The following is a 20,022-nucleotide window of genomic DNA, read 5'->3' on the forward strand; positions in this document are numbered from 1 at the left end:
CATTAACCCCCAAACCAGCGCTGTAGTAAACTCTTTTTCTTCACATCAATATGACGTAGTGGACGCTCTTCGCCTAAGAAACGGGCGACGATATCATCATAACATTGACCAGCAACAGAGTCGGTATAATGAATAACAGGCTCACCGTGGTTCGATGCTTCGAGCACAGAATGGCTCTCAGGCACAACGCCGAGCAATGGTACTTTTAAGATGTCATTTGAGATAGTGTCGATGTCCATCATCTCGTTCGCAGCAGCACGTTCTGCATTGTAACGAGTGATAACCAAGTGCTCACGTACAGAGCCTAGGTTTTCTTCAACCTTTTTCGTTTGACTTTGCAAAATACCGATGATGCGATCCGAGTCACGTACTGAAGAGATCTCAGGGTTGGTAACAATGATGGCTTCGTCAGCGTGATACATGGCCAACTGTGCACCGCGCTCGATACCAGCAGGTGAGTCACAGATGATATAGTCAAACTGTTTAGACAGCTCAGTCATGACCTCTGCGACACCTTCGTCCGTCAATGCGTCTTTATCACGCGTCTGACTAGCAGGAAGGATATACAGGTTTTCAAGCTGTTTGTCTTTGACAAGTGCTTGCGACAAGCGTGCGCTACCGGTAATGACATCAACGAAATCATAAACAATTCGGTTTTCACAACCCATGATCAAGTCTAGATTACGTAGACCTACATCAAAATCAATTACAACCGTTTTATAGCCACGCAATGCTAAACCAGCGGCAAAAGAGGCACTTGTCGTGGTTTTGCCCACACCGCCTTTACCTGAAGTGATTACAACTATCTTCGCCACAATGGCACACTCCTATGAATCAATGGGATATCTTTTATATAAATAGCACAATTGCATGGTATTTATCTACTAACTATATATGTACTATCTGCGAAGATAGCCTAGCATAAATATATAGATATTTATAGCAAGTCTATATTAAAGCAGAAAAACAACTGAGATATGAGCTATAAAGGGCTTTTGCTTATAAATTTTACAGTTAATGGCGATAATTTTTAACCGTTTGATAGCTATTTAAATATACGGCAAATAACGTTAGAACCAACATTTAATAATAGCTCAATTGTAACGATTAATTTAATATATCTTGTTTTATTTATCTGACACAGCAGCTTATATAATTACAGCTTACCTTACCCAGTTTACTTTACTAGACAATCACCTAACCGTTTAATATTTTTAACTGAGTAATAATTAAGCTTCATCCATAACGGTAAACACCAATCCTTCACCTTCTACAAACTTGACTTGTACAGGTTTATCAATCACATGCTCTGGCAGATTGTCTCGTAAGCAGTAAGTTCCAGCCACAGACACGAGGGAGGGGTTAAAGACTTGGCAGAAAATACGAGCATCTTTGTCACCCGTTGCGCCTGCAACCAAGCGGCCTTGCGCACGTCCATAGACATGTAAGCTGTTGTCAGTGATGGCTTCAGCACCGCTATTCACACTGTTTGTCAAAATCAAATCGCCGCCGACATGGTTTAAGCTTTGGCCTGAGCGTAGCATCTGGTCGTAGATGAGGCTGGTAATATGCTGAGCACTTAACAATGTCTCATCTGGAAGACTGGAGATGGTGGTTTCAGTGGCAGGTATATTTGCCGCACTCTCGGTGCTAGTATCGTTGGCTGATTCTGAGCGATTATCTTCTTTAGGTTTATTGGACGGTGTAGGGGCTGTTTTGCTAGGTACGATACGTTCAATGCGTTTACCATCTGCAGGAAAGATGGCCAAGCGCTGCTCACGCGCTTGATCATCAAGTAGGCCTGTCACCACACCGATCGGCTGTAGTCCCCATGACCATAATAGCTCTACTAAGGCAGATAAATCTTGCTCGACGTCGCTATCGATCAAGATAGGAATGTTGCTTGATTTATTGCTCAGTGTCTCAGTAAGCTGGGCTTCAATAGCGCCCAGATCGCTGGTGCTAAACTGTAAACGCGAAAAGGTCAGCATCTTGCCATATAGGGCTAAGGCTGGTGCTGCGCTTGCAGTCTGATTATTATTGTCTGAAACTGTCATATATAAACCCTTAAAAATAATTCTGTCGCTGTATTCACGGTGTCATTGTTATTATCGTGTCATGTTAGTAGGCATACTATAGATTGAGCATGTCTTGGTGTTTCCATTGCTGTACTTTTACTTGTGCTTCAAATGCAGTCAAACTGTCATCAATGATACTCGAAATCAGAGTATCAAGTGCACTATTATCGGTGTCTATTTGCGCAATACCACGGGCGATAGCGACCATCAATGAGTCGAGGCGCTCAGGGTCAAGCAGGCGCTTATTTAAGGCATAAACAACGTTTTCACCGATGTTGTGTCCGACATGCTGCAGTTGTGATTCGATCAGGCTACCCGCGATAGGAATCATGCGCAAATAGCGTCGCAGCTCAGGAGTATTGGCTAGACCTTCTTCAATAGCGTTGCCCATTTCGCTGGCTAATAGACTGCCACCACCTGATGAGGCAGTCAGCTCCTGTAGTTTTGGCACAAGCTCGGAGCGCAGAATGGATAATACGGCCGCTTCAATCTCAGCACGGTTGCGCGTGATGGCTGACTCGATAAAAGATTTGTGCGTTTCAGGGTTGGTCAATTCCTGCCTAAAATTTTGGATGGTCGTCAGGATGACACGATCAGAGAGCTCTTCTAATAATAGGTCAATATAGAACTTAATACGATTGATCCATGGCTGCGGGAGTACTTGGTAGCCAAGCTGGTACAATCGGCGTCCGATAACAACGGCTCTAAATAACCGTAACAAACGTAGCTGTGGAAAACAGCCTAAGACTTCGTACCAGTGGACAAAAGGGAAGAAAAACCAGCGATAATAGACTTTTTCTTTGATTGCGATTGCCCAGCGTAATAATAATTCAGCAACCAAAAATATGGTAAAAAACCCACCAGCGGTACGCAACGGCTCATGCAACGTCGCCTGATACCAACTTAGTCCTTCGCTGACTGACAGCCATTGTGCAGCATTGGCACTAAAGTCGCTCATCAATACAGCATCCAGACTGATCAGCAGAAGATCAATACTGATAGCGATAAGCATCACGATATCATAAGTGAGCTTTAAACGACTGGGTTTTGGACGGTTTGGCCTTGGTGGCTCACTATTTGCAAGATGAGGCGACACCGGTGCAGTTGCAATAGGCGGGCTGGTAGTAGGAGAGGCGGGCACAGTCATACCTTATAAATGATAAATGGCACAAAGAAATGAGTAAATTTTTGACGGCTATTAAAAATAACCATCAAAAATCGATGCGTACATGATTAATCACATTATCAATGAATAAGGCCAAAAAACAACCCATCTATGATTAAAAATCATGCATAGCCACTTATAAAGTAATAATGATCATTTGCAACGCGACTATCATCAGTACAGTGCTCACGTATCATCATTAACCCCTGCGTTATTGATTACTCAAGCGCTTATGGCAGTATAGCTAGATTTTGTCCGTTATCGGACTATGAGTGCTGCGTCTTTTAAAAGGTATGTGATGACTTACGGCGTAAGTGAGTCATTTATTGAGCCACTTGAGTTTCAGGGGCTGTCTCAAAATCAACCAGCATGTCGGTGATGCGCTGATCTTTTTGACGCCAGATGTGTTCAACCCAGTCAAACATCTGTGCTTTTATTGCCTCATCATTTTCATAGCCGCCTTGCTTAATTCCCTCAAACAACGCATCTGGTATATCGATATATCTTAGATCCACGCCCAAACGTTTGATATTGCCTTTCCACAGATCGCTATAGCTTGGTACGCCATCAGGATAGACGATGGTCACATCCAGTATGCCATCGATATCCTCGCCTAGGGCGTTAATCGCAAGGGATAAGCCGCCTGCTCGTGGTTTTAGTAAGTGAGTATAAGGAGACTGCTGTTTGGCATGTTTGGCCTTGGTAAAGCGCGTACCTTCCAGATAGTTTAGCAAGGTGAATGGCTTGTCTTTTAAAAGGGCACAGGCACGCTTGGCCTCTTCGATATCTTTACCTTTAAGTGCTGGGTTTTTGGCGATGGCTTCTTTGGAATGCCTGCGCATCATGGGGAAATCTAAAAAGTAAAAAGCTTGCCCAACGATGGGAATATAGATCAGCTCAAATTTAGTAAAAAAGCGCGTCAATGGCAGGCGCTTTTCGCCAATGTATTGCACGATGCTGGTATCGACCCAAGATTGGTGGTTACTGACCAGAAGGTATTTACCATCGATGCGAATATCATCTGGTAAGCTGATACGCCAATCTTTGCGAGGCAGCATGTCATCGATCAGAGCACTATTGCTACTGATCCAGTAAGTCGCGATTTTGATGACCGCTTTATCTGCAATAGGTGCCCCCGTGATGACTTTGCCGACACCCATCAACCACAAAGGAATACTACCACCAAAGCTATTGGCAGTGATAACGCTTGCTGCTGTCGCTAATGAAACCGCCTTACCCAGTTTGGGCGTGCGTTTGTGCAGTTTTCGAATGGTAGATGTCAGTCGCATGCGTGATCCTTCTTGTTCAATCTGATTAATAAATAAGGCTTATATTGCACAATCTGATGCTGTCAAATATTCCTATCACATATTCCTAAAATTGCCCGTACGGTGACTGACCAATAATCTAGTGAATAAAGAGCAAGCAGTTGAGCAAATAGATGAATGGAACCCTGAGGTGACGGTCATTTGACCATACAGATTTTGCCACATAATTTTAGCAGAAACGTTTCGCAGTGTACGAGTGTAAACGTGACTAGTGATAACAAGGAACAGGTATTGGATAGTTTAGATGCTAAGAAATACCGTAAAGTTAATCTGCACTTCTCATACATAGGTGTGACAAAATATTACACAGAGTTATATTGTAATTGCCATAATAATGACGAAAGTAAATAAGTACTTAACAAGATTAACGGACAATCTTGATAAAGCACGATTTATAATATTTTTAAACTTATAGAGGAAATATCATGCGTAATACATTATTAATTGCAGCAGTAGCATCAGGTCTAGCACTTAGCGGTTGTACGACTGATCCAAACACTGGGCAGCAACGTTTGAATAAAGCTGCATTGGGCGGCCTAGTTGGTGCAGCAGGTGGTGCAACTATCTCAAAAGCAACAGGCGGCGACAAGACTGGTCGTGATGCTGCTATCGGTGCAGCACTGGGTGCTGGCGTTGGTTACTACATGGAGCGTCAGGCTCGTCAGCTTGAGCAGCAAATGGCAGGTACAGGCGTGACTGTTAACCAAAACCCAACCACCGGTAACATTGATCTTGTTATGCCAGGTAGCATCACTTTCTCGTTTGATAGTGCAACACTTAACTCATCATTCAAGCCAACGCTAGACAAGCTTGCTTCAACCATGAACCAATATAACCAGAACACAATCACGATTGCTGGTCACACTGATAGCCAAGGTTCAGCATCTTACAACATGGGTCTGTCACGCGACCGTGCTTACTCAGTTGCCAACTACCTAACTGCTCGCGGTGTTGCTTCTAACCGTATCAATGTAGTTGCTTATGGCGAGTCTCGTCCAGTTGCTACTAACAACACTGAATCTGGTCGTCAGCAAAACCGCCGTGTTGAGCTAACGGTTAATGCACCACAAAGCGTCAACTAATCGACAGTTCTATATAGCTATTTGGTAGGTGCAAATGATTTTCACGCACTTATCTAGCAAAAAGAGTCAGCAATATGCTGGCTCTTTTTTTTATGCGCTAAATTTTGGTTCATCAAACGCGATAGTTAGGATAGCTCAGGTATAATGTCTGCTGTCCAAAATAGAATAGTGCTCGTTTAGTATTTGATAACATTTTATAAAGGACCATAAAGATTAATGATTATTAATATAAAATTAAGTATTGATAATGATTATCAATAACACTATAATTTGTTAGTATTTTATTACTGAATAGTTACATGCTTGATAATATGCGATAAGCATAAATATACGAGATCAAATCAGCTGATTAAGGCGTGATTTGATAATCGATATGATGGAAGCCATTTAACCAAAACGAATTTTGCTATCTCTTTGAGGATTTGTATGACGATTACCACAGAAACACGCCGTAAGATTTTACCAACTACTTTAGCTGTTGCACTTGCAGGATTGTTAATGGTATCGGGCTGTACCAAAAAAACCGAAGAAGACACTGCTGCTACTGAGACGCAGACAGATGTTGTAAGCACAGAAACGGGCGACAATACAGAAATATCAGCTGCCGAAAAAGCACATATTGATAGACTGATTATCAGCTATGCAAACATGGCACACGCTGCTTACAAAGACTCGCTAGAGACAGCCAAAAAACTCCAGACAGCGGTAAATACGTTTGTGGCAACACCGACACAAGCCAACCTTGATGCGGCCAAAGCTGCCTATAAAGCGGCTCGTCAGCCGTACTCACAGACGGAAATTTTCCGTTTTGATGAAGGATTTGTGACGGCAAATGATAAGCGCGCGATCAATAGCATTGATAGCTGGGAAGGTCAGATCAATGCTTGGCCACTGGATGAAGCGCTGATTGATTATGTCAGTGATGACTATGAAGGTGAGTACAACAGTCAAGAAAATATCATCAATAGCGATAGCATTACGGTCGGTAGTACCAAGCAAGATACCAGTACAATTACACCTGAGCTGCTTGCCGACATGAACGAGATTGGCGGTAGTGAGGCTAATGTCACAACGGGCTATCATGCGATTGAGTTTATGCTATGGGGTCAAGACACCAATGGCGTAAAAGAAGGCGCGGGTAATCGCCCAGTCACTGATTATATGACGGAAGCTGAACAATGTACCAGCGGTGATACGGTCAATGAAGATGCCAGTATTTGTGAGCGCCGCGGTGAGTTCTTAAAAGCCGCCACTCAATTATTGGTGGATGATTTGACGGCGATGGAAGCCCAGTGGCAGCCTGATACCGAAAATACTTTACGCAGTGATTTGATGGCGCGTAAATATGACAATGGCCTGCGTCAGATTATGTACCAAATGGGTAGTTTAGCACTGGGTGAGTTGGCTTCTGAGCGTATGCAGGTCGCTTTTGTCACAGGGTCTACCGAAGATGAGCATGAGTGCTTTAGTGACTTGACGCATCTGAGCTATGCCAATAATGCCCGCGGTATCCAAAATGTCTTTAATGGTAGCTACCAGACAGTCGCTGGTAAAACAGTCGGTGGCTATGGTGTTAAAGACTATCTCGTTGACAGCGGTCATGTAGAGGAAGCTGATAAATTGGCCGCTGACTTTAGTAAAGTCGAAGGTGCATTCAACGTCATGGTTGAAAAGAGCGAGAAAGAAGGCATCAAAATTGACCAAATGATTGCAACGGTTGGTCAAGCAAGTCAAGAAGGCGTTTCTGCTGAAGAGCAGAATATCCGTCGCGGTTGGGTAGAAGCGGGTATTAATAGCTTGCAAGAGCTGACCGCTGGTATCGAAAATGCCGCAAAAGCCGTTGGTATTGATAATCTTGATGCAGATGCAGGGTCACAGTTTTAAGCGCATTTTTGATGATTAAAGGCTTTTTATTATATTCATCATGCTGAGCCAACTGTTATCAAGTAACAAGGCTCACTTTTATAAAAATATAGATTGGATCTCATATATACGTTGTCGATTACGGTCGGCAACGTATTTTTGCAATTATCAAAAGTTCGGAACATAGGCCGATAGGTCGGTGTTCCGAACCATAAAAGTCGATGACTAGATATGTAATCGTCATCGACATATTGGTTCTACTCTAAAACCAAGGCACTTAATTTTTATGAAAGCCATCTATCCAAAGTCTTCTGTTTTTCTTCTTCCTTCTGCCATAATACAAAATTTGCCATCCAAGCTTGCACTGCTCATGATGGGTGCAGCGGCGCTAAGCGCTTGTCAGCCAACCGATAGCGTGTCTAACGACGCCTCAAATAGTGAGCATGCCGCAAATGCCAGTGAAGACGAGCATCCGCTCACCTCTGAGCGTGTGGATAACATTGAAGCACTGGCTGGCGTGCCGATGCAGCAACTGGTCAGTTTTGATCCGCAAGAGATCAAGCAGGGTGGTGACTCTGGTATCAGTATTACCAGTGCTGAAAGCTACTCTAAGCCTTCATCGAACCTAGCAGCGTCGCGTAAGGGCTCGTTTTTCATTGGTAATGCATTCTTTAAGCAGCCTTGGGTCGTCGCTCCTGCCAGTACCGACAGTCGAGATGGGCTTGGTGCGCTATTCAATGTGGCGGCTTGTCAGTCTTGCCATATCAAAGACGGTCGTGGTCATGCGCCCATGTCTGCCGATGATGATGCGGACAGTTTATTGCTTCGTCTCTCGATGCCAGCAACAACGGATGAGCAGCGTCAGCAGCTACAGGACTCGCTGATTGAAAAGGTCGTCCACCCTATGTATGGTGGGCAATTGCAAGATCGGGGTATCCAAGGTGTACCTGCTGAAGCCAGAATTGCGGTACAGTGGACAGATAAGCCAGTCACTTTTGCTGATGGGCATGTTGAGACGCTACGTGCGCCAACCTTTAATCTGACCAACCCTGGTTATGGCGCTTTTGATGAGGCGATGATGGTATCACCGCGTGTTGCACTGCCTATGATTGGGCTTGGGCTACTAGAGCAAATACCTGATGATGATATTAAGAAACAGGCAAGCAATAAGGGTAATAGCGACATTAGTGGTAAGTTCAATTGGGTAATGGATCCACAGACTGGCAAACATGTGCTTGGACGTTTTGGCTGGAAAGCCGGTCAAACCAAACTGATTACTCAAAATCAAAGTGCCTTTAACGAAGACATGGGTTTGACGTCAAACATTCGTCCTCATGAATCCTGTATGCCGACACAGACCGCCTGCTTAAATGCGACAACAGGCGCTGATGAGCAAGGCAATGGTAAACCGCCCGTTGAAGTGAATGATGATGTTGCCAAGTTTGTGGAGTTTTATACCCGTAATTTGGCGGTGCCGCACCGCCGCAATGCCGATGATAAGCTTGTGCTGGCGGGCAAAAAGCGATTTTATGACATGGGCTGTCAAAGCTGCCATACGCCGAGATATCAGTTGCCAAAAACTGACGATGATCATCTTGAGCAGCATGGACAAGTGATTTATCCTTATACCGATCTATTGCTGCACGACATGGGTGATGCTCTCGCTGATCGTACCATCGCAGGTAAGCTACCACCAAAAGACGCTCAAGTTGAATTTTTAGCCAATTCTTATGAATGGCGCACGCCCGCACTTTGGGGCGTGGGACTTGCGCAAACGGTCGATCCACAAGCGACGTTTTTACATGATGGACGCGCTCGTACGCTGATGGAAGCGGTTCTTTGGCACGGCGGAGAAGCCGAAAAGCAACAGCAACAAGTATTGAAATTAGACAAGCAAGGTCGCGCCGAGCTAAATGCGTTCCTAAAGTCGCTATAATAAGGTCACTGTAATACAGTCACTATTAGAAGGTCAGCATAAAAACACTATAAATCACTACTTATAACATTACCGAGAAATCTATGAAAATAAATCACGCTTTGGCGATGGCGCTATCTGCATTGAGTGCCGGGCTGCTGATCAGCTGTGTCAAACCTGCCGACGACAACAAGTCTGCAGAAGTGGATAGTCAAGAAGTTGCACAGAATAACTCGACTGCTGACAGCTCAGCAGAAAGCAGCAAGGAAAGCACTGAGCAGATCGTTGCGGTAGATATCAGCCCTGAAACCCAAAAAACGTATTTGACGCATGTGGCAGATGATATCGTGATTCCGGCGTATGCTGATGCAGCAAAGCAAAGTGATCTATTAAATGAACTAGCGCAGAAACATTGTCAGCAAGCACCCGTCAGTGGCGCTGAGCTACAAGCATTACGTGCGCAGTGGCTAGTATTGGCACAAGCATGGTCGAGTGCTGAGATGGTTAATTTTGGTCCTGCGACTGCCAGTATGAGCAATTTGTACATCAACTATTATCCTGATGAGCGCGGCTTGGTACATAGCGGCGTGGCCGACCTGATCGCTGCCAATCCAACACTCACGCCAGAGCAGCTCGCGGGCGAAAGCGCTATCGTGCAAGGCGTACCAGGACTAGAAGAAGCCTTGTTTGCCAATGAGAGCTTAAATGCTGGTCAATGCGCCTACATCATTAGCGCCAGTGGTGCTTTGAGCACGCGTCTAAAAGACATCGAGAAAAACTGGCAGCAGAACGCGACTGAGTTATTGGCGATAGACAAGTCTGCTGAGAGCGATCAAGGCTTGAACCAATGGTTTAACTCGCTATTGTCATTGGTTGAAACGATGAAATCTAACGCCATTGACCAGCCGCTCGGTCTGACGGGTAAAGCAAAAGGTCATTTGCCAGCGGCTACTGCTGGTCAAAGCCGTGCTATTATCAATGCGAAACTAGACGCCATCAATAAAGCCATGACAGATCCCGTATTGACGGCGTTACTTAATAGCAATGATGAGAGCACAGTCGCTAATAATCTATCGACGGCATTGGCTGACACGACCACTTTATTGGCACAAATGCCAGAAGATTTATCAAAAGCAGATAAAGACGATCAGCAGGCGCTATATGACCATCTCACTACCGTCACACGTTTAATCAAACGCGAGCTAATTCCAGCACTCGGTATCCGAGTGGGCTTTAATAGCACCGATGGCGATTAAGTGATGTTTACTACTAAAGGTAATACGGTGTCAGAAGATGAGCGTCATGACAGATCAGATGAGCCAAAAGCCAGTTCAATAAGCCGTGAGCTCCTAACGACGTCAATGCTCACGGCAGTCGGCACCGCGGCTCTGATTGGTATTCACCATCGTTATCGTAAGCAGCAGCATCCTGATGCCAGTCTACAAGATTATGTGGCGGGTATTCGCGCGCAGTTACAAGTATTGCAGCCGGCCACTGGCTCAACGCCAAACCTTAAACGTTTTCGCTATGCTTGTCAGCAAGCAGCGGTGACATGGCAGCGGGCTTATCATCAAGCGATAGATGATGAGAGTAACGTGCTTGATCTTACTACTATGCATACAACGACGATGCTCGCACGGCCTGTTCGCTGGGTCAGCGGCGTTGCCTCTATGCCAAAAAATACCGCTTCATTGAATCAAAATGAGCATGACTTTGGCGTGGTAGGTATTGATGCCGATAGACAGATCGTTTGGCAGACGACTATGCCTGAGCGTGTCCATGACATCGTTGTTCAGCCTGTACCTGTTAATGTACCGGATACTCAATCTCAGCATAGCAATGTTGAACAAAGACGTGACGTCGTCGTCATGGGTCGTCGTCCAAGTGAAAAATTCTGGGTGCTTGATACCTCAAATGGACAAGTACAACATGCGATCAAAGCGAATTTACATCGTCACTTTTATGGTCATGCTTGCTATAGCTTAGATGGTGAGCTGCTGTATGTGACTGAAAATGACACCGTCAGTCTGGCAGGTAAAATCGGTGTTTATGATACTAACGACGCTTATAAAAAAGTAGCAGAATTTGACTCCTATGGTATCGGGCCGCATGAACTGATTATGCATCCTGATAGCGAAACGCTAGTGATTGCAAATGGGGGCATCAAAACTGAGCAGGCCTCACGTGAAGAGCTAAATTTAGATACTATGCGACCATCACTGGTCTACCTGAATCGTCATGACGGCACACTGCTGGAGCAAGTGACGCCCGAGCATAATCAGATGAGCATACGTCATTTAGCGATGCACAATGATGGCACTGTCATGATCGGTATTCAGTTCCAAGGTGAGAAACATATCAATGTACCGTTAGTACTGACTCACAAGCGCGGTGATGTTAGCTTTACGCCACTGACTATGCCAAACAATCAATGGCAACGCTTTCATCAATATATTGCGAGCGTCGCCGTTGATAGCGACCGTAATTTGCTTTGTGTGACCACTCCGATCGGTGGCTGTGCGGCAATTTATGATTTGCATACTCGAGAGTTGATTGATGATGTGAGCCTGCCTGATTGTGCAGGGGCATCCGTCCTATCCAGTAATAGTGCAATCACCAATAACGTAGATGATATTAAACCGTCAGGATTTATCATCAGTGATGGGCAAGGGCAATTGACAGCGTTAAGAGTAAGTGTTTCGTCAGAAATTAAATTAGACGCAAACAATGCTGAACAATATGCTCATATTATAAAGGATAGTAAGTTGCATATGATGTCCTTTGATAACCATTTGCAAGCGTTATAATACGTAGCCATTGGCACAGTTACTGTCATTGAGGAGATAAAACATTAGCTTGGAAATCCGTTTAGATACTATTAGACAGCAGCTCGCACAGGCAGATATTGAGCTACATATCAGCAAAAAGCGTGTCAAAAACATCAATTTCCGCTTAAAGCCGCATGTCTTGATGGTTTCTGTACCACTGCATATTAGTGATTCACAAGCTGCTGACGCGGTGGCGCGGCGAGTGTCTTGGGCGATTAACCACCATCCACAAGTGCTAGAACAGCATCAACGTAAACAAGGCGCACCATCAGACCTTACAACTGCTGACCAGCCTATTTATCTATGGGGTAAAGTACAGGCACTTACCTTAAGTCATGGTGAAAAAGTTGCCTACTATCGCCAGCAGCTCTCCGATGTCATGCCGTCGCTATTTGAGAAATGGCAGCCAATTGTTGGCACTTACGCCAATGAGATACGAGTAAAAAAAATGCACACACGCTGGGGCAGCTGCAACACGCGCGCAAAGCGAATTTGGTTGTCCGTTTATCTTCCTGCCTATCCTATAGAATGCACCGAGTATGTGATCGTCCATGAACTGTGCCATTTGCATCATGCCAATCATAGCCCTGCATTTTGGCAAACGGTGGCGAGTGCGATGCCAGATTATCGGCAATGGCATAATATACTGGCAGGCAAGACAGGGCAGTTGGATTGAGAGATCCATACATTGATGACATCGTTCTGATAAGCTTTTTGCTACCCTTAGAATAACTTTCGTCTATGAGTCCATTAATTCTTTGAGCGACTTTCCCATCTAAATGACTTTCACTGTGTGAGAGTAATTTGTCTCCCTTTTTTCATCCTATTTAAAACGGCGACACATGTTGATAAGACTGATATGATAATAAATAACGATACAAATCGTGTCGTTTAAATACAATTTTATATGCAAGGATGTCAGATGGAAAACGTCAATCAAGCTGAGTTTTGGCAGGAGCGCTATGAGAAAAACAGCACTGGCTGGGATATGGGACACGTATCGCCACCGCTCAAAGCTTATATTAACCAGCTACCCGAAAGTGCCAAGGATGAGGCGATACTCGTACCAGGTGCTGGCAACGCTTACGAGGTAGGCTATCTATATGAGCAAGGATTTACCAATGTCACGTTGGTTGATTTTGCGCCAGCGCCGATTGAAGCCTTTGCTCAGCGTTATCCTGATTTCCCATCTGAGCATTTGATTTGTGCAGACTTTTTTAGTTTATCAGCTGAGCAGTACCAATTTGATTGGATACTTGAGCAGACGTTTTTTTGTGCGATTAATCCAGCGCGCCGTGATGAATACGTGCAGCAGATGGCAAATCTGTTAAAGCCACAAGGCAAACTGATTGGTTTGTTATTTGATACTGACTTTGGACGAGAGGAACCACCATTTGGTGGCACTAAAGAGGAGTACCAGCAGCGTTTTCAAAGCCATTTTGGTATTAATATTATGGAACCTAGCTATAATTCACATCCAGCACGGCAAGGTAGTGAGTTATTTATAAAGCTGCGAGCGAAATAAGCTCGCGCTTGATATTGTCCCGAGCCTGCGCTTCTAATTGGCTATAGTAATAATCAGTCAAATAGAGTTTGGGATGCGCTAGTAATCCTTGTAATACCGCAGTGCGCCCATCACGGTAGTTGTCATCTGCGACGTGTGCATATTCTTGACGTATCGCTTGTGCATACTGCTGATAGGTAGACCAAGGCGCACCCAAAATACTCAAATCCATATCTAGCAGATATGCCGCATCACTGTATTTAACACTACTGTATTTAACACTATCTATCGACTCATCTATCTGATGATTGGCCGTCATCATGATGAATGCATAGATGTCTTGGCATTGCTCTGGGCTTAGATAAGAACTCAACGCGTCTACTGCATATTCAGCGCTTTTTTGCTCATTATCTACGCGTGTTGGGTCGTATATCACATCATGATAATACAGAGCCAACGCCACGATATACGGAGCAGTTAGATGGTGTCTGATACTGTCAAACTGTACCAATAACTGCTCAATATGACTCAGGGTATGATAAGCTCGTTGTGGTTCACCATAGCGCACAGAGATATCTTGCCAGAGGGCTTGTGCGTCGTCTGGTGTCACATCACTATTGAGAGCAGACAAGCATAAGTAAAAATGATTGCCCAGCTCCATATTTATAGGTGGCAATTCATTCATAATTAACCTTTGTCACTTGCCATTTATTTTGTATTAGCCGCATCTTTAAACGCTTTATTAAATACTTCTCCGAGCAAGCTGATATCATCGACACGCGCATAGTTCAGACGGGTGACAAAAGCAATATGGCGGTGTGGTCCTTCTTCAGCCAGAGGTACAGCGACGGCATTTTGGTTTTGCAAGTGCAACTGATCGAGTGCCATTTCAGGCACTAGGGTCGTGCCCATATTGGCAAGCGCCATTTGAATCAGCGTGTTTAGGCTGGCATCCGAGAAGCTTGACTTCATCTGTGCACGGTCAAAATGACAGACAGATAGCGTCTGATCGGTTAGGCAGTGGCCTTCACCAAGGAGCATAAGATTGGCAGTAGCTAGCTCGTCAGCGCTGATGGTATCAAGCTTGGCATGTACATCGTCTTTTGGAAAGACGGCAAAGAAGTCTTCACTCCAAAACTCAAAACTGTGCAGGCCATCTACAGCATATGGCAGCGCAATGATAGCCGTATCGATATGACCGTAGCGCACTTGCTCAAGCAACCGCTCGGTTTGCTGCTCAACGATCGTCATGCGGAACTCTGGATACTGAGCACGCAGGGCAGGCAGCACTTTTGGCAGTAAGTAAGGCGCAATCGTGGGAATGATACCAACGGTCATAGGATAGGCAAGCGGTGTCTGATGGCTATGCGCGCGCGTGGTCAAATCGCTCACTTCAGAGAACACGCGCTGTGCCCTTGTGAGGATTTCTTGACCGATAGGCGTAATCAGTACTTGCTTGTTATTGCGCTCAAAAATCTGTGTATCTAGCTGTTTTTCTAATTCTGCGATACCCAAGCTCAGGGCAGACTGCGAAATATTACAATCTTCGGCAGCACGTTTGAAGTGACGATGTTTGGCCACGGCTAGCGCAAACTCAAGTTGTCGTAAAGTAATCATAAAACCTCTCTTTTAATGGGTTTTTAATGTAATTTATCCTGTCAGTAAGCCTCTATAAGGCAGCAAATTACCAGTTATGTACCAATGATAGGATATAGAGAGAATAGTTTAACAAGTTTAATAAAACAAAACATCACATTAAAAACTTTTAACTGGATTAACTATAGAATTCGCGTATAGTTTGTCGGGTAGCCCAGAAAGCTAAAGGGCTAGTTAAAAAATCCCTATAAATAATTTTAATTTACTTAACAAGAGAGGAGCCAATCATGGCGTCTATTATCAATCAAGCAATCCCAGAATTTTCAGCCGATGCCTATGTAAACGGTGAGTTCAAAACCATCACTTCAGAAGACGTAAAAGGCAACTGGGCGATCTTCCTATTTTACCCAGCTGATTTTACCTTTGTTTGCCCAACTGAGCTTGAAGACATGGCCGCTCATTACGACGAGCTAAAAGGTCTTGGTGTCGAAGTATACTCAGTATCAACTGACACGCATTTCACGCACAAAGCATGGCATGATTCTTCAGAAGCGATCGGCAAAGTACAGTATCCAATGATCGGCGATCCTACTGGTAAAATCACTCGCGGCTTCAATGTCATGATTGAAGAAGCAGGTCTAGCAGAGCGTGGTACGTTCCTAGTAGATCCTGATGGTCTGATCCAAGTAGCAGAAATTCATGCTGGCGGTATCGGCCGTAGCGCAAAAGATATGCTACGTAAGGTAAAAGCCGCTCAGTACGTTCGTGAAAACGACGGTGAAGTTTGCCCAGCAGCTTGGGAGCAAGGCGGCGATACACTTAAGCCAAGTCTTGACCTAGTTGGTAAAATCTAAGCAAAAGAATACAAATAGTGATTCTGTAAAGATAGTATTTGAAGCTTAGATTTGAAGTATAAAAAAGACCCTATCAGTCATTACTGGTATGGTCTTTTTTTTGATTAATTAAATAATTTTTTGTATACAAACCTACTTACATTACATAAATGATGGTAGCTGTTAACATTATTTACTATTCGTTTTATCTGATTGTATTAATTACATCGCTACCACAATCTGTCACGCAAGACTATTCGAATTTTTTTATCGTACCGCTATGCTATTAACAAAGGTTGATAAGAAAGCCTTGGTTGTTCGAAAACGAAACAATCAAAAGCGCATAAAGGATATGAGAAATAAAGCAACGCGTATTTTTTTCAACGAAACCTTTATGTAAATATGGATAATAAAATCGTGTTAATGAAAAGGAGTTATTATGAGTAATAATACGTCATCTCAGAACGATCGTCCAAAAGATCAGCAGCAGTCACTGCCCGGAACACAGCAAGCGCAAACGCCAACCCCTGAAACATTACCGCGTGACTATCCAAACGGTAGGCTAGCAGGAAAAGTTGCCATCATTACTGGTGCCGACAGTGGTATCGGGCAAGCGGTTGCTATCTTATTTGCCAAAGAAGGCGCAGACGTAGTGGCCAGCTATCTATGCGAAGACGAAGATGCCAACAAGACCAAAAAGCATGTCGAATCTTATGATCGACGCTGTGTCTTAGTAGCCTCAGATCTATCAAAAGAAGCCAATTGCAAAGATCTCATTGATAAAGCCATCTCTGAATTCGGTAAAATCGATATCTTGGTCAATAATGCTGGCATGCAGGTTGAGCAAAAGTCACTAACGGACATCAGTACCGAACAGTTCGACAAAACCGTTCATACCAATTTCTACCCGCATTTCTGGTTAAGTAAATTTGCCCTACCGCACCTGAAAGCAGGTAGTAGCATTATTAATACTACGTCGATTACTGCGTATCGTGGCAGCGGGCGTTTAATTGATTATGCATCGACTAAAGGCGCAATTTTATCCTTTACTCGTGCATTGGCAACCAATTTGACCACTGAGAAAAAAGGCATTCGCGTCAACGGCGTGGCACCGGGTCCAATTTGGACACCGCTCATTGTGGCCTCATTCACGCCTGATGAGATCGAGAGCTTTGGGAAAGACAATCCAATGGGGCGTCCCGGTCAGCCCTATGAGGTTGCGCCTGCCTATCTATACCTAGCGAGTGATGATGCAAGCTATGTCACAGGACAAGTCATTCATGTGAATGGTGGTGAGATTATCGGGGGCTAAGTAATCAATAGCTATACCGATAGTCATTGATTGACCGAAAACAATTAAAGATAAAAATAGCCGCTTATGTGTTAGTTAATGATTTAACGACCCATATAAGCGGTAATTTGGTCTTAACGACAATTAGTTCTATATATAAAGAATAGGTGTTATTGGTTTAAGGCGTGAGGTTTGTTCTTTTCAATAGCTTTGTAAATCTCATCTTTAAGGTGAAGTTTGCGCCGCTTCATTTGTTCTATTTCTTCCTCACGGCTGGTATGCTTGACTAGATCTTTTTCGAGTTGATTGATTTTTTGATCAAGCTCGGTATGCTCATCGAAAATACTCGCAAAGTGGCTGTCTTTTTGTCTCAGCTCGGCGATAATTTCTCTGTTGTCTTGCAACGTATCAGTCTTTCTCATGTGTTCATCCTTGTTATTAAGCGTGCGCTGTTTATCAGCCGCGGCGCATTGTTGTTATGATTACAACGCTTGGTTTTATGAAATCAATACACTATAGAGTCAACACGCTATCTTGCTCAAGATCGACACTATTAATTATCAGTAAAAGCGTTGCTAGTAGGCATATACAAAAGCCAATAATTAGTCAGATAAATAAGAATTATTCCTATCGGACTCATTTGATTGTAGCGAAAAAAGAGTTCGTATACCACGGCTATTATTTGCAAGTGGATTTGTATTTAATTAATTATACCTATTAACGATTGGTTTTATCAAATTTAAGGTTTGAGTTTCTCAGCTTGCTCAAACGCGCCAAACACCTGATAATAGGGACATTCAAGGGCACAAGCCCGATACATATAATGTTTTATACAAAATTATCCATTTTAAGCATTTCATATTTAAACAGGCAGTTCGATAGTTGCCGTTACATATTCAGTCATAATGAGGAACAAACATGATAGATCAAAATTTATTAGACGCAGTTAAGACATATAGCGAAAACATGACGCGCCCGATTACTTTTGTATTGGGTAGCGGTGAGCACAGTAAACGCGCTGAATTGATCGACTTTTTGAGCAAAATTGCGGATACGACTGACAAAATCAATTTCGATGAGCAGGTTATCGATGACAGTTTGCCTAGCGCGATTAGCTTTAAAGTGGTAAGTCATATTGATGATGAACCAGCCGATACAGGTATCGTCTTTAGCGGTATTCCTGGTGGTCATGAGTTTACCTCATTGATCCTAGCCATTTTGCAAGCGGGTGGTCATACGTTAAAGTTGGATGAAGGTATCCAAAAGCTAGTCAAACGCTTCAACAAGCCGCTACAGTTTCAGACCTACGTGTCACTATCATGCCATAGCTGCCCAGAAGTGGTTCAGGCCTTGAATCAATTTGCGCTACTAAACGATGGTATCAGCAATGAGATGATCGATGGCGCGCTATTCCAAGAACAAGTAGAAGCCAATAAAATCCAAGGCGTACCAGCCGTATTCTTGAATGGTAAGCCATTTGCCAATGGTTTGATTGATACTGCCAAACTGATTGGAAAATTACAAGAGCAGTTCCCAGATTTGCTGGCAGATGTGGAAGATGACGCTGAGCAATTGGAGCAGCAAGATGTCACTATCATTGGTGCAGGTCCTGCAGGCGTTGCAGCAGCTATTTATACCGCGCGTAAAGGCTTAAAAGTGACCATGGTCGCTGACCGTATCGGTGGACAGGTCAAAGACACACAGGATATCGAAAACTTGATCTCTGTACCTTTAACCAATGGTACTGATTTGTCGACTAATTTCGTTAAGCACTTGGCTGAATACAATATCACGCTAAAAGAGCATGTCAGTGTGAAAGACATCGGTGAGACAGAAGAAGAGAACTACAGCATCAACCTAAATACCGGCGAGACGTTCGAGACACGCAGTATTATCTTGGCGACAGGTGCCCAATGGCGTAAGCTTGGCGTACCGGGCGAAGAAGAAAATATCGGTAAAGGCGTGGCGTTTTGTGCCCACTGTGACGGTCCATTCTTCAAAGGTAAAGACATCTCAGTGATCGGCGGTGGCAACTCAGGCGTTGAGGCTGCGTTAGATCTGGCAGGCATTGTTAAGCACGTCACAGTTTTAGAGTTCGCTGATGAGTTAAAAGCAGACCAGGTATTGATCAATAAAGCCAAAGAAAAATCCAATATTGAATTCATTACTGGTGCAGCGACGCAAGAAATTAAGGCGACTGATGGTAAGGTATCATCTATCGTCTACCAAGATCGCAGCACAGGTGAGATGCATGAGCGTGACTTATCAGGTGTGTTTGTACAGATTGGTCTTGTGCCAAACACTGAATTTGTTAAAGGCTTTGTCGATTTAAACCGCTTTGGTGAGATTGAGATTGATGAGCGCTGCCGCACCGATCGCAAAGGTATTTTTGCCTGTGGTGATGTGACCACCGTACCATTTAAGCAAATTAATATTGCAATGGGTGAGGGTAGTAAAGCAGCATTGGCAGCATTTGAATATTTGGTTATGCAGTAAGCTTCAGTATTAGAAGAAAAAGCCACCTCAATTGAGGTGGCTT

Annotated in this window: 17 protein-coding genes; 10 read left to right on the forward strand and 7 right to left on the reverse strand. The window is 44.0% G+C overall.

Annotated elements, in window-relative coordinates; all coding sequences use genetic code 11:
- Positions 1 to 2 precede the first annotated feature (2 nt).
- The 4 genes from minD to AS194_RS10600 all read right to left on the reverse strand — a co-directional run bounded on the left by minD (position 3) and on the right by AS194_RS10600 (position 4,532).
- Positions 3 to 815 (reverse strand): septum site-determining protein MinD, encoded by an 813-nt coding sequence (minD, locus tag AS194_RS10585; RefSeq protein ID WP_058025481.1) that lies wholly within the window; start codon positions 813 to 815, stop codon positions 3 to 5.
- 414 nt (positions 816 to 1,229) lie between these two features.
- Positions 1,230 to 2,057: a septum site-determining protein MinC gene (gene minC, locus AS194_RS10590; RefSeq protein ID WP_058025482.1), complete on the reverse strand. Its 828-nt coding sequence runs from the start codon at positions 2,055 to 2,057 to the stop codon at positions 1,230 to 1,232.
- Positions 2,058 to 2,133: 76 nt separating this feature from the next.
- Positions 2,134 to 3,225, reverse strand: a complete 1,092-nt coding sequence (locus tag AS194_RS10595) for a hypothetical protein (RefSeq protein ID WP_227511636.1) — start codon at positions 3,223 to 3,225, stop codon at positions 2,134 to 2,136.
- A 341-nt stretch (positions 3,226 to 3,566) separates the two neighbouring features.
- Positions 3,567 to 4,532, reverse strand: a complete 966-nt coding sequence (locus AS194_RS10600) for an acyltransferase (RefSeq protein WP_058025484.1) — start codon at positions 4,530 to 4,532, stop codon at positions 3,567 to 3,569.
- Positions 4,533 to 4,996: 464 nt separating this feature from the next.
- Between AS194_RS10600 and AS194_RS10605 the strand changes: the two genes are divergently transcribed.
- From AS194_RS10605 to AS194_RS10635, 7 genes are all read left to right on the forward strand, one after another.
- Positions 4,997 to 5,653: an OmpA family protein gene (locus AS194_RS10605; RefSeq protein WP_058025485.1), complete on the forward strand. Its 657-nt coding sequence runs from the start codon at positions 4,997 to 4,999 to the stop codon at positions 5,651 to 5,653.
- Between the two features lie 426 nt (positions 5,654 to 6,079).
- Positions 6,080 to 7,537, forward strand: a complete 1,458-nt coding sequence (locus tag AS194_RS10610; RefSeq protein WP_058025486.1) for an imelysin family protein — start codon at positions 6,080 to 6,082, stop codon at positions 7,535 to 7,537.
- Positions 7,538 to 7,802: 265 nt separating this feature from the next.
- Positions 7,803 to 9,452, forward strand: a complete 1,650-nt coding sequence (locus AS194_RS10615; RefSeq protein ID WP_058025487.1) for a di-heme oxidoredictase family protein — start codon at positions 7,803 to 7,805, stop codon at positions 9,450 to 9,452.
- Positions 9,453 to 9,535: 83 nt separating this feature from the next.
- The gene (locus AS194_RS10620) at positions 9,536 to 10,687 is read left to right on the forward strand and encodes an imelysin family protein (RefSeq protein ID WP_058025488.1); all 1,152 of its coding nucleotides are present in this window, start codon (positions 9,536 to 9,538) and stop codon (positions 10,685 to 10,687) included.
- Between the two features lie 3 nt (positions 10,688 to 10,690).
- A complete protein-coding gene (locus tag AS194_RS10625; RefSeq protein ID WP_058025489.1) occupies positions 10,691 to 12,238 on the forward strand; it encodes a DUF1513 domain-containing protein in 1,548 nt (515 codons plus the stop codon).
- Positions 12,239 to 12,287: 49 nt separating this feature from the next.
- Complete coding sequence (locus AS194_RS10630; RefSeq protein ID WP_223333429.1) at positions 12,288 to 12,935, forward strand: M48 family metallopeptidase; 648 nt, start codon at positions 12,288 to 12,290, stop codon at positions 12,933 to 12,935.
- A 246-nt stretch (positions 12,936 to 13,181) separates the two neighbouring features.
- Positions 13,182 to 13,784 (forward strand): methyltransferase domain-containing protein, encoded by a 603-nt coding sequence (locus tag AS194_RS10635; protein WP_058025491.1) that lies wholly within the window; start codon positions 13,182 to 13,184, stop codon positions 13,782 to 13,784.
- On the opposite strand, the gene AS194_RS10640 is transcribed toward AS194_RS10635, so the two are convergent.
- Both AS194_RS10640 and AS194_RS10645 read right to left on the reverse strand, forming a co-directional pair.
- Positions 13,762 to 14,448, reverse strand: a complete 687-nt coding sequence (locus AS194_RS10640; RefSeq protein ID WP_058025492.1) for a hypothetical protein — start codon at positions 14,446 to 14,448, stop codon at positions 13,762 to 13,764. The two genes, AS194_RS10635 and AS194_RS10640, sit on opposite strands and share 23 nt — an antisense overlap.
- Positions 14,449 to 14,471: 23 nt before the next feature.
- Complete coding sequence (locus AS194_RS10645; RefSeq protein WP_058025493.1) at positions 14,472 to 15,380, reverse strand: hydrogen peroxide-inducible genes activator; 909 nt, start codon at positions 15,378 to 15,380, stop codon at positions 14,472 to 14,474.
- Positions 15,381 to 15,646: 266 nt separating this feature from the next.
- Here AS194_RS10645 and ahpC point away from each other — a divergent pair, with 266 nt between their 5' ends.
- A complete protein-coding gene (gene ahpC / locus AS194_RS10650; RefSeq protein ID WP_058025494.1) occupies positions 15,647 to 16,213 on the forward strand; it encodes an alkyl hydroperoxide reductase subunit C in 567 nt (188 codons plus the stop codon).
- Between the two features lie 418 nt (positions 16,214 to 16,631).
- Positions 16,632 to 17,504, forward strand: coding sequence for a glucose 1-dehydrogenase (locus AS194_RS10655; RefSeq protein WP_058025495.1), 873 nt, complete (start codon positions 16,632 to 16,634; stop codon positions 17,502 to 17,504).
- 149 nt (positions 17,505 to 17,653) lie between these two features.
- Here the strand turns inward: AS194_RS10655 and AS194_RS10660 are convergent, their stop codons facing one another.
- Entirely contained in the window at positions 17,654 to 17,905 is a 252-nt protein-coding gene (locus AS194_RS10660) for a YdcH family protein (protein ID WP_058025496.1), read from the reverse strand.
- Between the two features lie 496 nt (positions 17,906 to 18,401).
- Between AS194_RS10660 and ahpF the strand changes: the two genes are divergently transcribed.
- Positions 18,402 to 19,979 carry an alkyl hydroperoxide reductase subunit F gene (gene ahpF, locus AS194_RS10665; RefSeq protein WP_058025497.1) on the forward strand — a complete coding sequence of 526 codons (1,578 nt, stop codon included), beginning with the start codon at positions 18,402 to 18,404 and terminating at the stop codon, positions 19,977 to 19,979.
- Positions 19,980 to 20,022: the final 43 nt, after the last annotated feature.

Origin of the sequence: Psychrobacter piscatorii, assembly GCF_001444505.1 — a bacterium.
GTDB lineage: Bacteria > Pseudomonadota > Gammaproteobacteria > Pseudomonadales > Moraxellaceae > Psychrobacter > Psychrobacter piscatorii_B.

Excerpts from the sequence above, each read along its gene's own strand:
- minC (WP_058025482.1), bottom strand. The coding sequence starts at position 2,057 with ATGACAGTTTCAGACAATAATAATCAGACTGCAAGCGCAGCACCAGCC.
- AS194_RS10595 (WP_227511636.1), bottom strand. The coding sequence starts at position 3,225 with ATGACTGTGCCCGCCTCTCCTACTACCAGCCCGCCTATTGCAACTGCA.
- AS194_RS10600 (WP_058025484.1), bottom strand. The coding sequence starts at position 4,532 with ATGCGACTGACATCTACCATTCGAAAACTGCACAAACGCACGCCCAAA.
- AS194_RS10605 (WP_058025485.1), top strand. The coding sequence starts at position 4,997 with ATGCGTAATACATTATTAATTGCAGCAGTAGCATCAGGTCTAGCACTT.
- AS194_RS10610 (WP_058025486.1), top strand. The coding sequence starts at position 6,080 with ATGACGATTACCACAGAAACACGCCGTAAGATTTTACCAACTACTTTA.
- AS194_RS10615 (WP_058025487.1), top strand. The coding sequence starts at position 7,803 with ATGAAAGCCATCTATCCAAAGTCTTCTGTTTTTCTTCTTCCTTCTGCC.
- AS194_RS10620 (WP_058025488.1), top strand. The coding sequence starts at position 9,536 with ATGAAAATAAATCACGCTTTGGCGATGGCGCTATCTGCATTGAGTGCC.
- AS194_RS10625 (WP_058025489.1), top strand. The coding sequence starts at position 10,691 with ATGTTTACTACTAAAGGTAATACGGTGTCAGAAGATGAGCGTCATGAC.
- AS194_RS10635 (WP_058025491.1), top strand. The coding sequence starts at position 13,182 with ATGGAAAACGTCAATCAAGCTGAGTTTTGGCAGGAGCGCTATGAGAAA.
- AS194_RS10640 (WP_058025492.1), bottom strand. The coding sequence starts at position 14,448 with ATGAATGAATTGCCACCTATAAATATGGAGCTGGGCAATCATTTTTAC.
- AS194_RS10645 (WP_058025493.1), bottom strand. The coding sequence starts at position 15,380 with ATGATTACTTTACGACAACTTGAGTTTGCGCTAGCCGTGGCCAAACAT.
- ahpC (WP_058025494.1), top strand. The coding sequence starts at position 15,647 with ATGGCGTCTATTATCAATCAAGCAATCCCAGAATTTTCAGCCGATGCC.
- AS194_RS10655 (WP_058025495.1), top strand. The coding sequence starts at position 16,632 with ATGAGTAATAATACGTCATCTCAGAACGATCGTCCAAAAGATCAGCAG.
- AS194_RS10660 (WP_058025496.1), bottom strand. The coding sequence starts at position 17,905 with ATGAGAAAGACTGATACGTTGCAAGACAACAGAGAAATTATCGCCGAG.
- ahpF (WP_058025497.1), top strand. The coding sequence starts at position 18,402 with ATGATAGATCAAAATTTATTAGACGCAGTTAAGACATATAGCGAAAAC.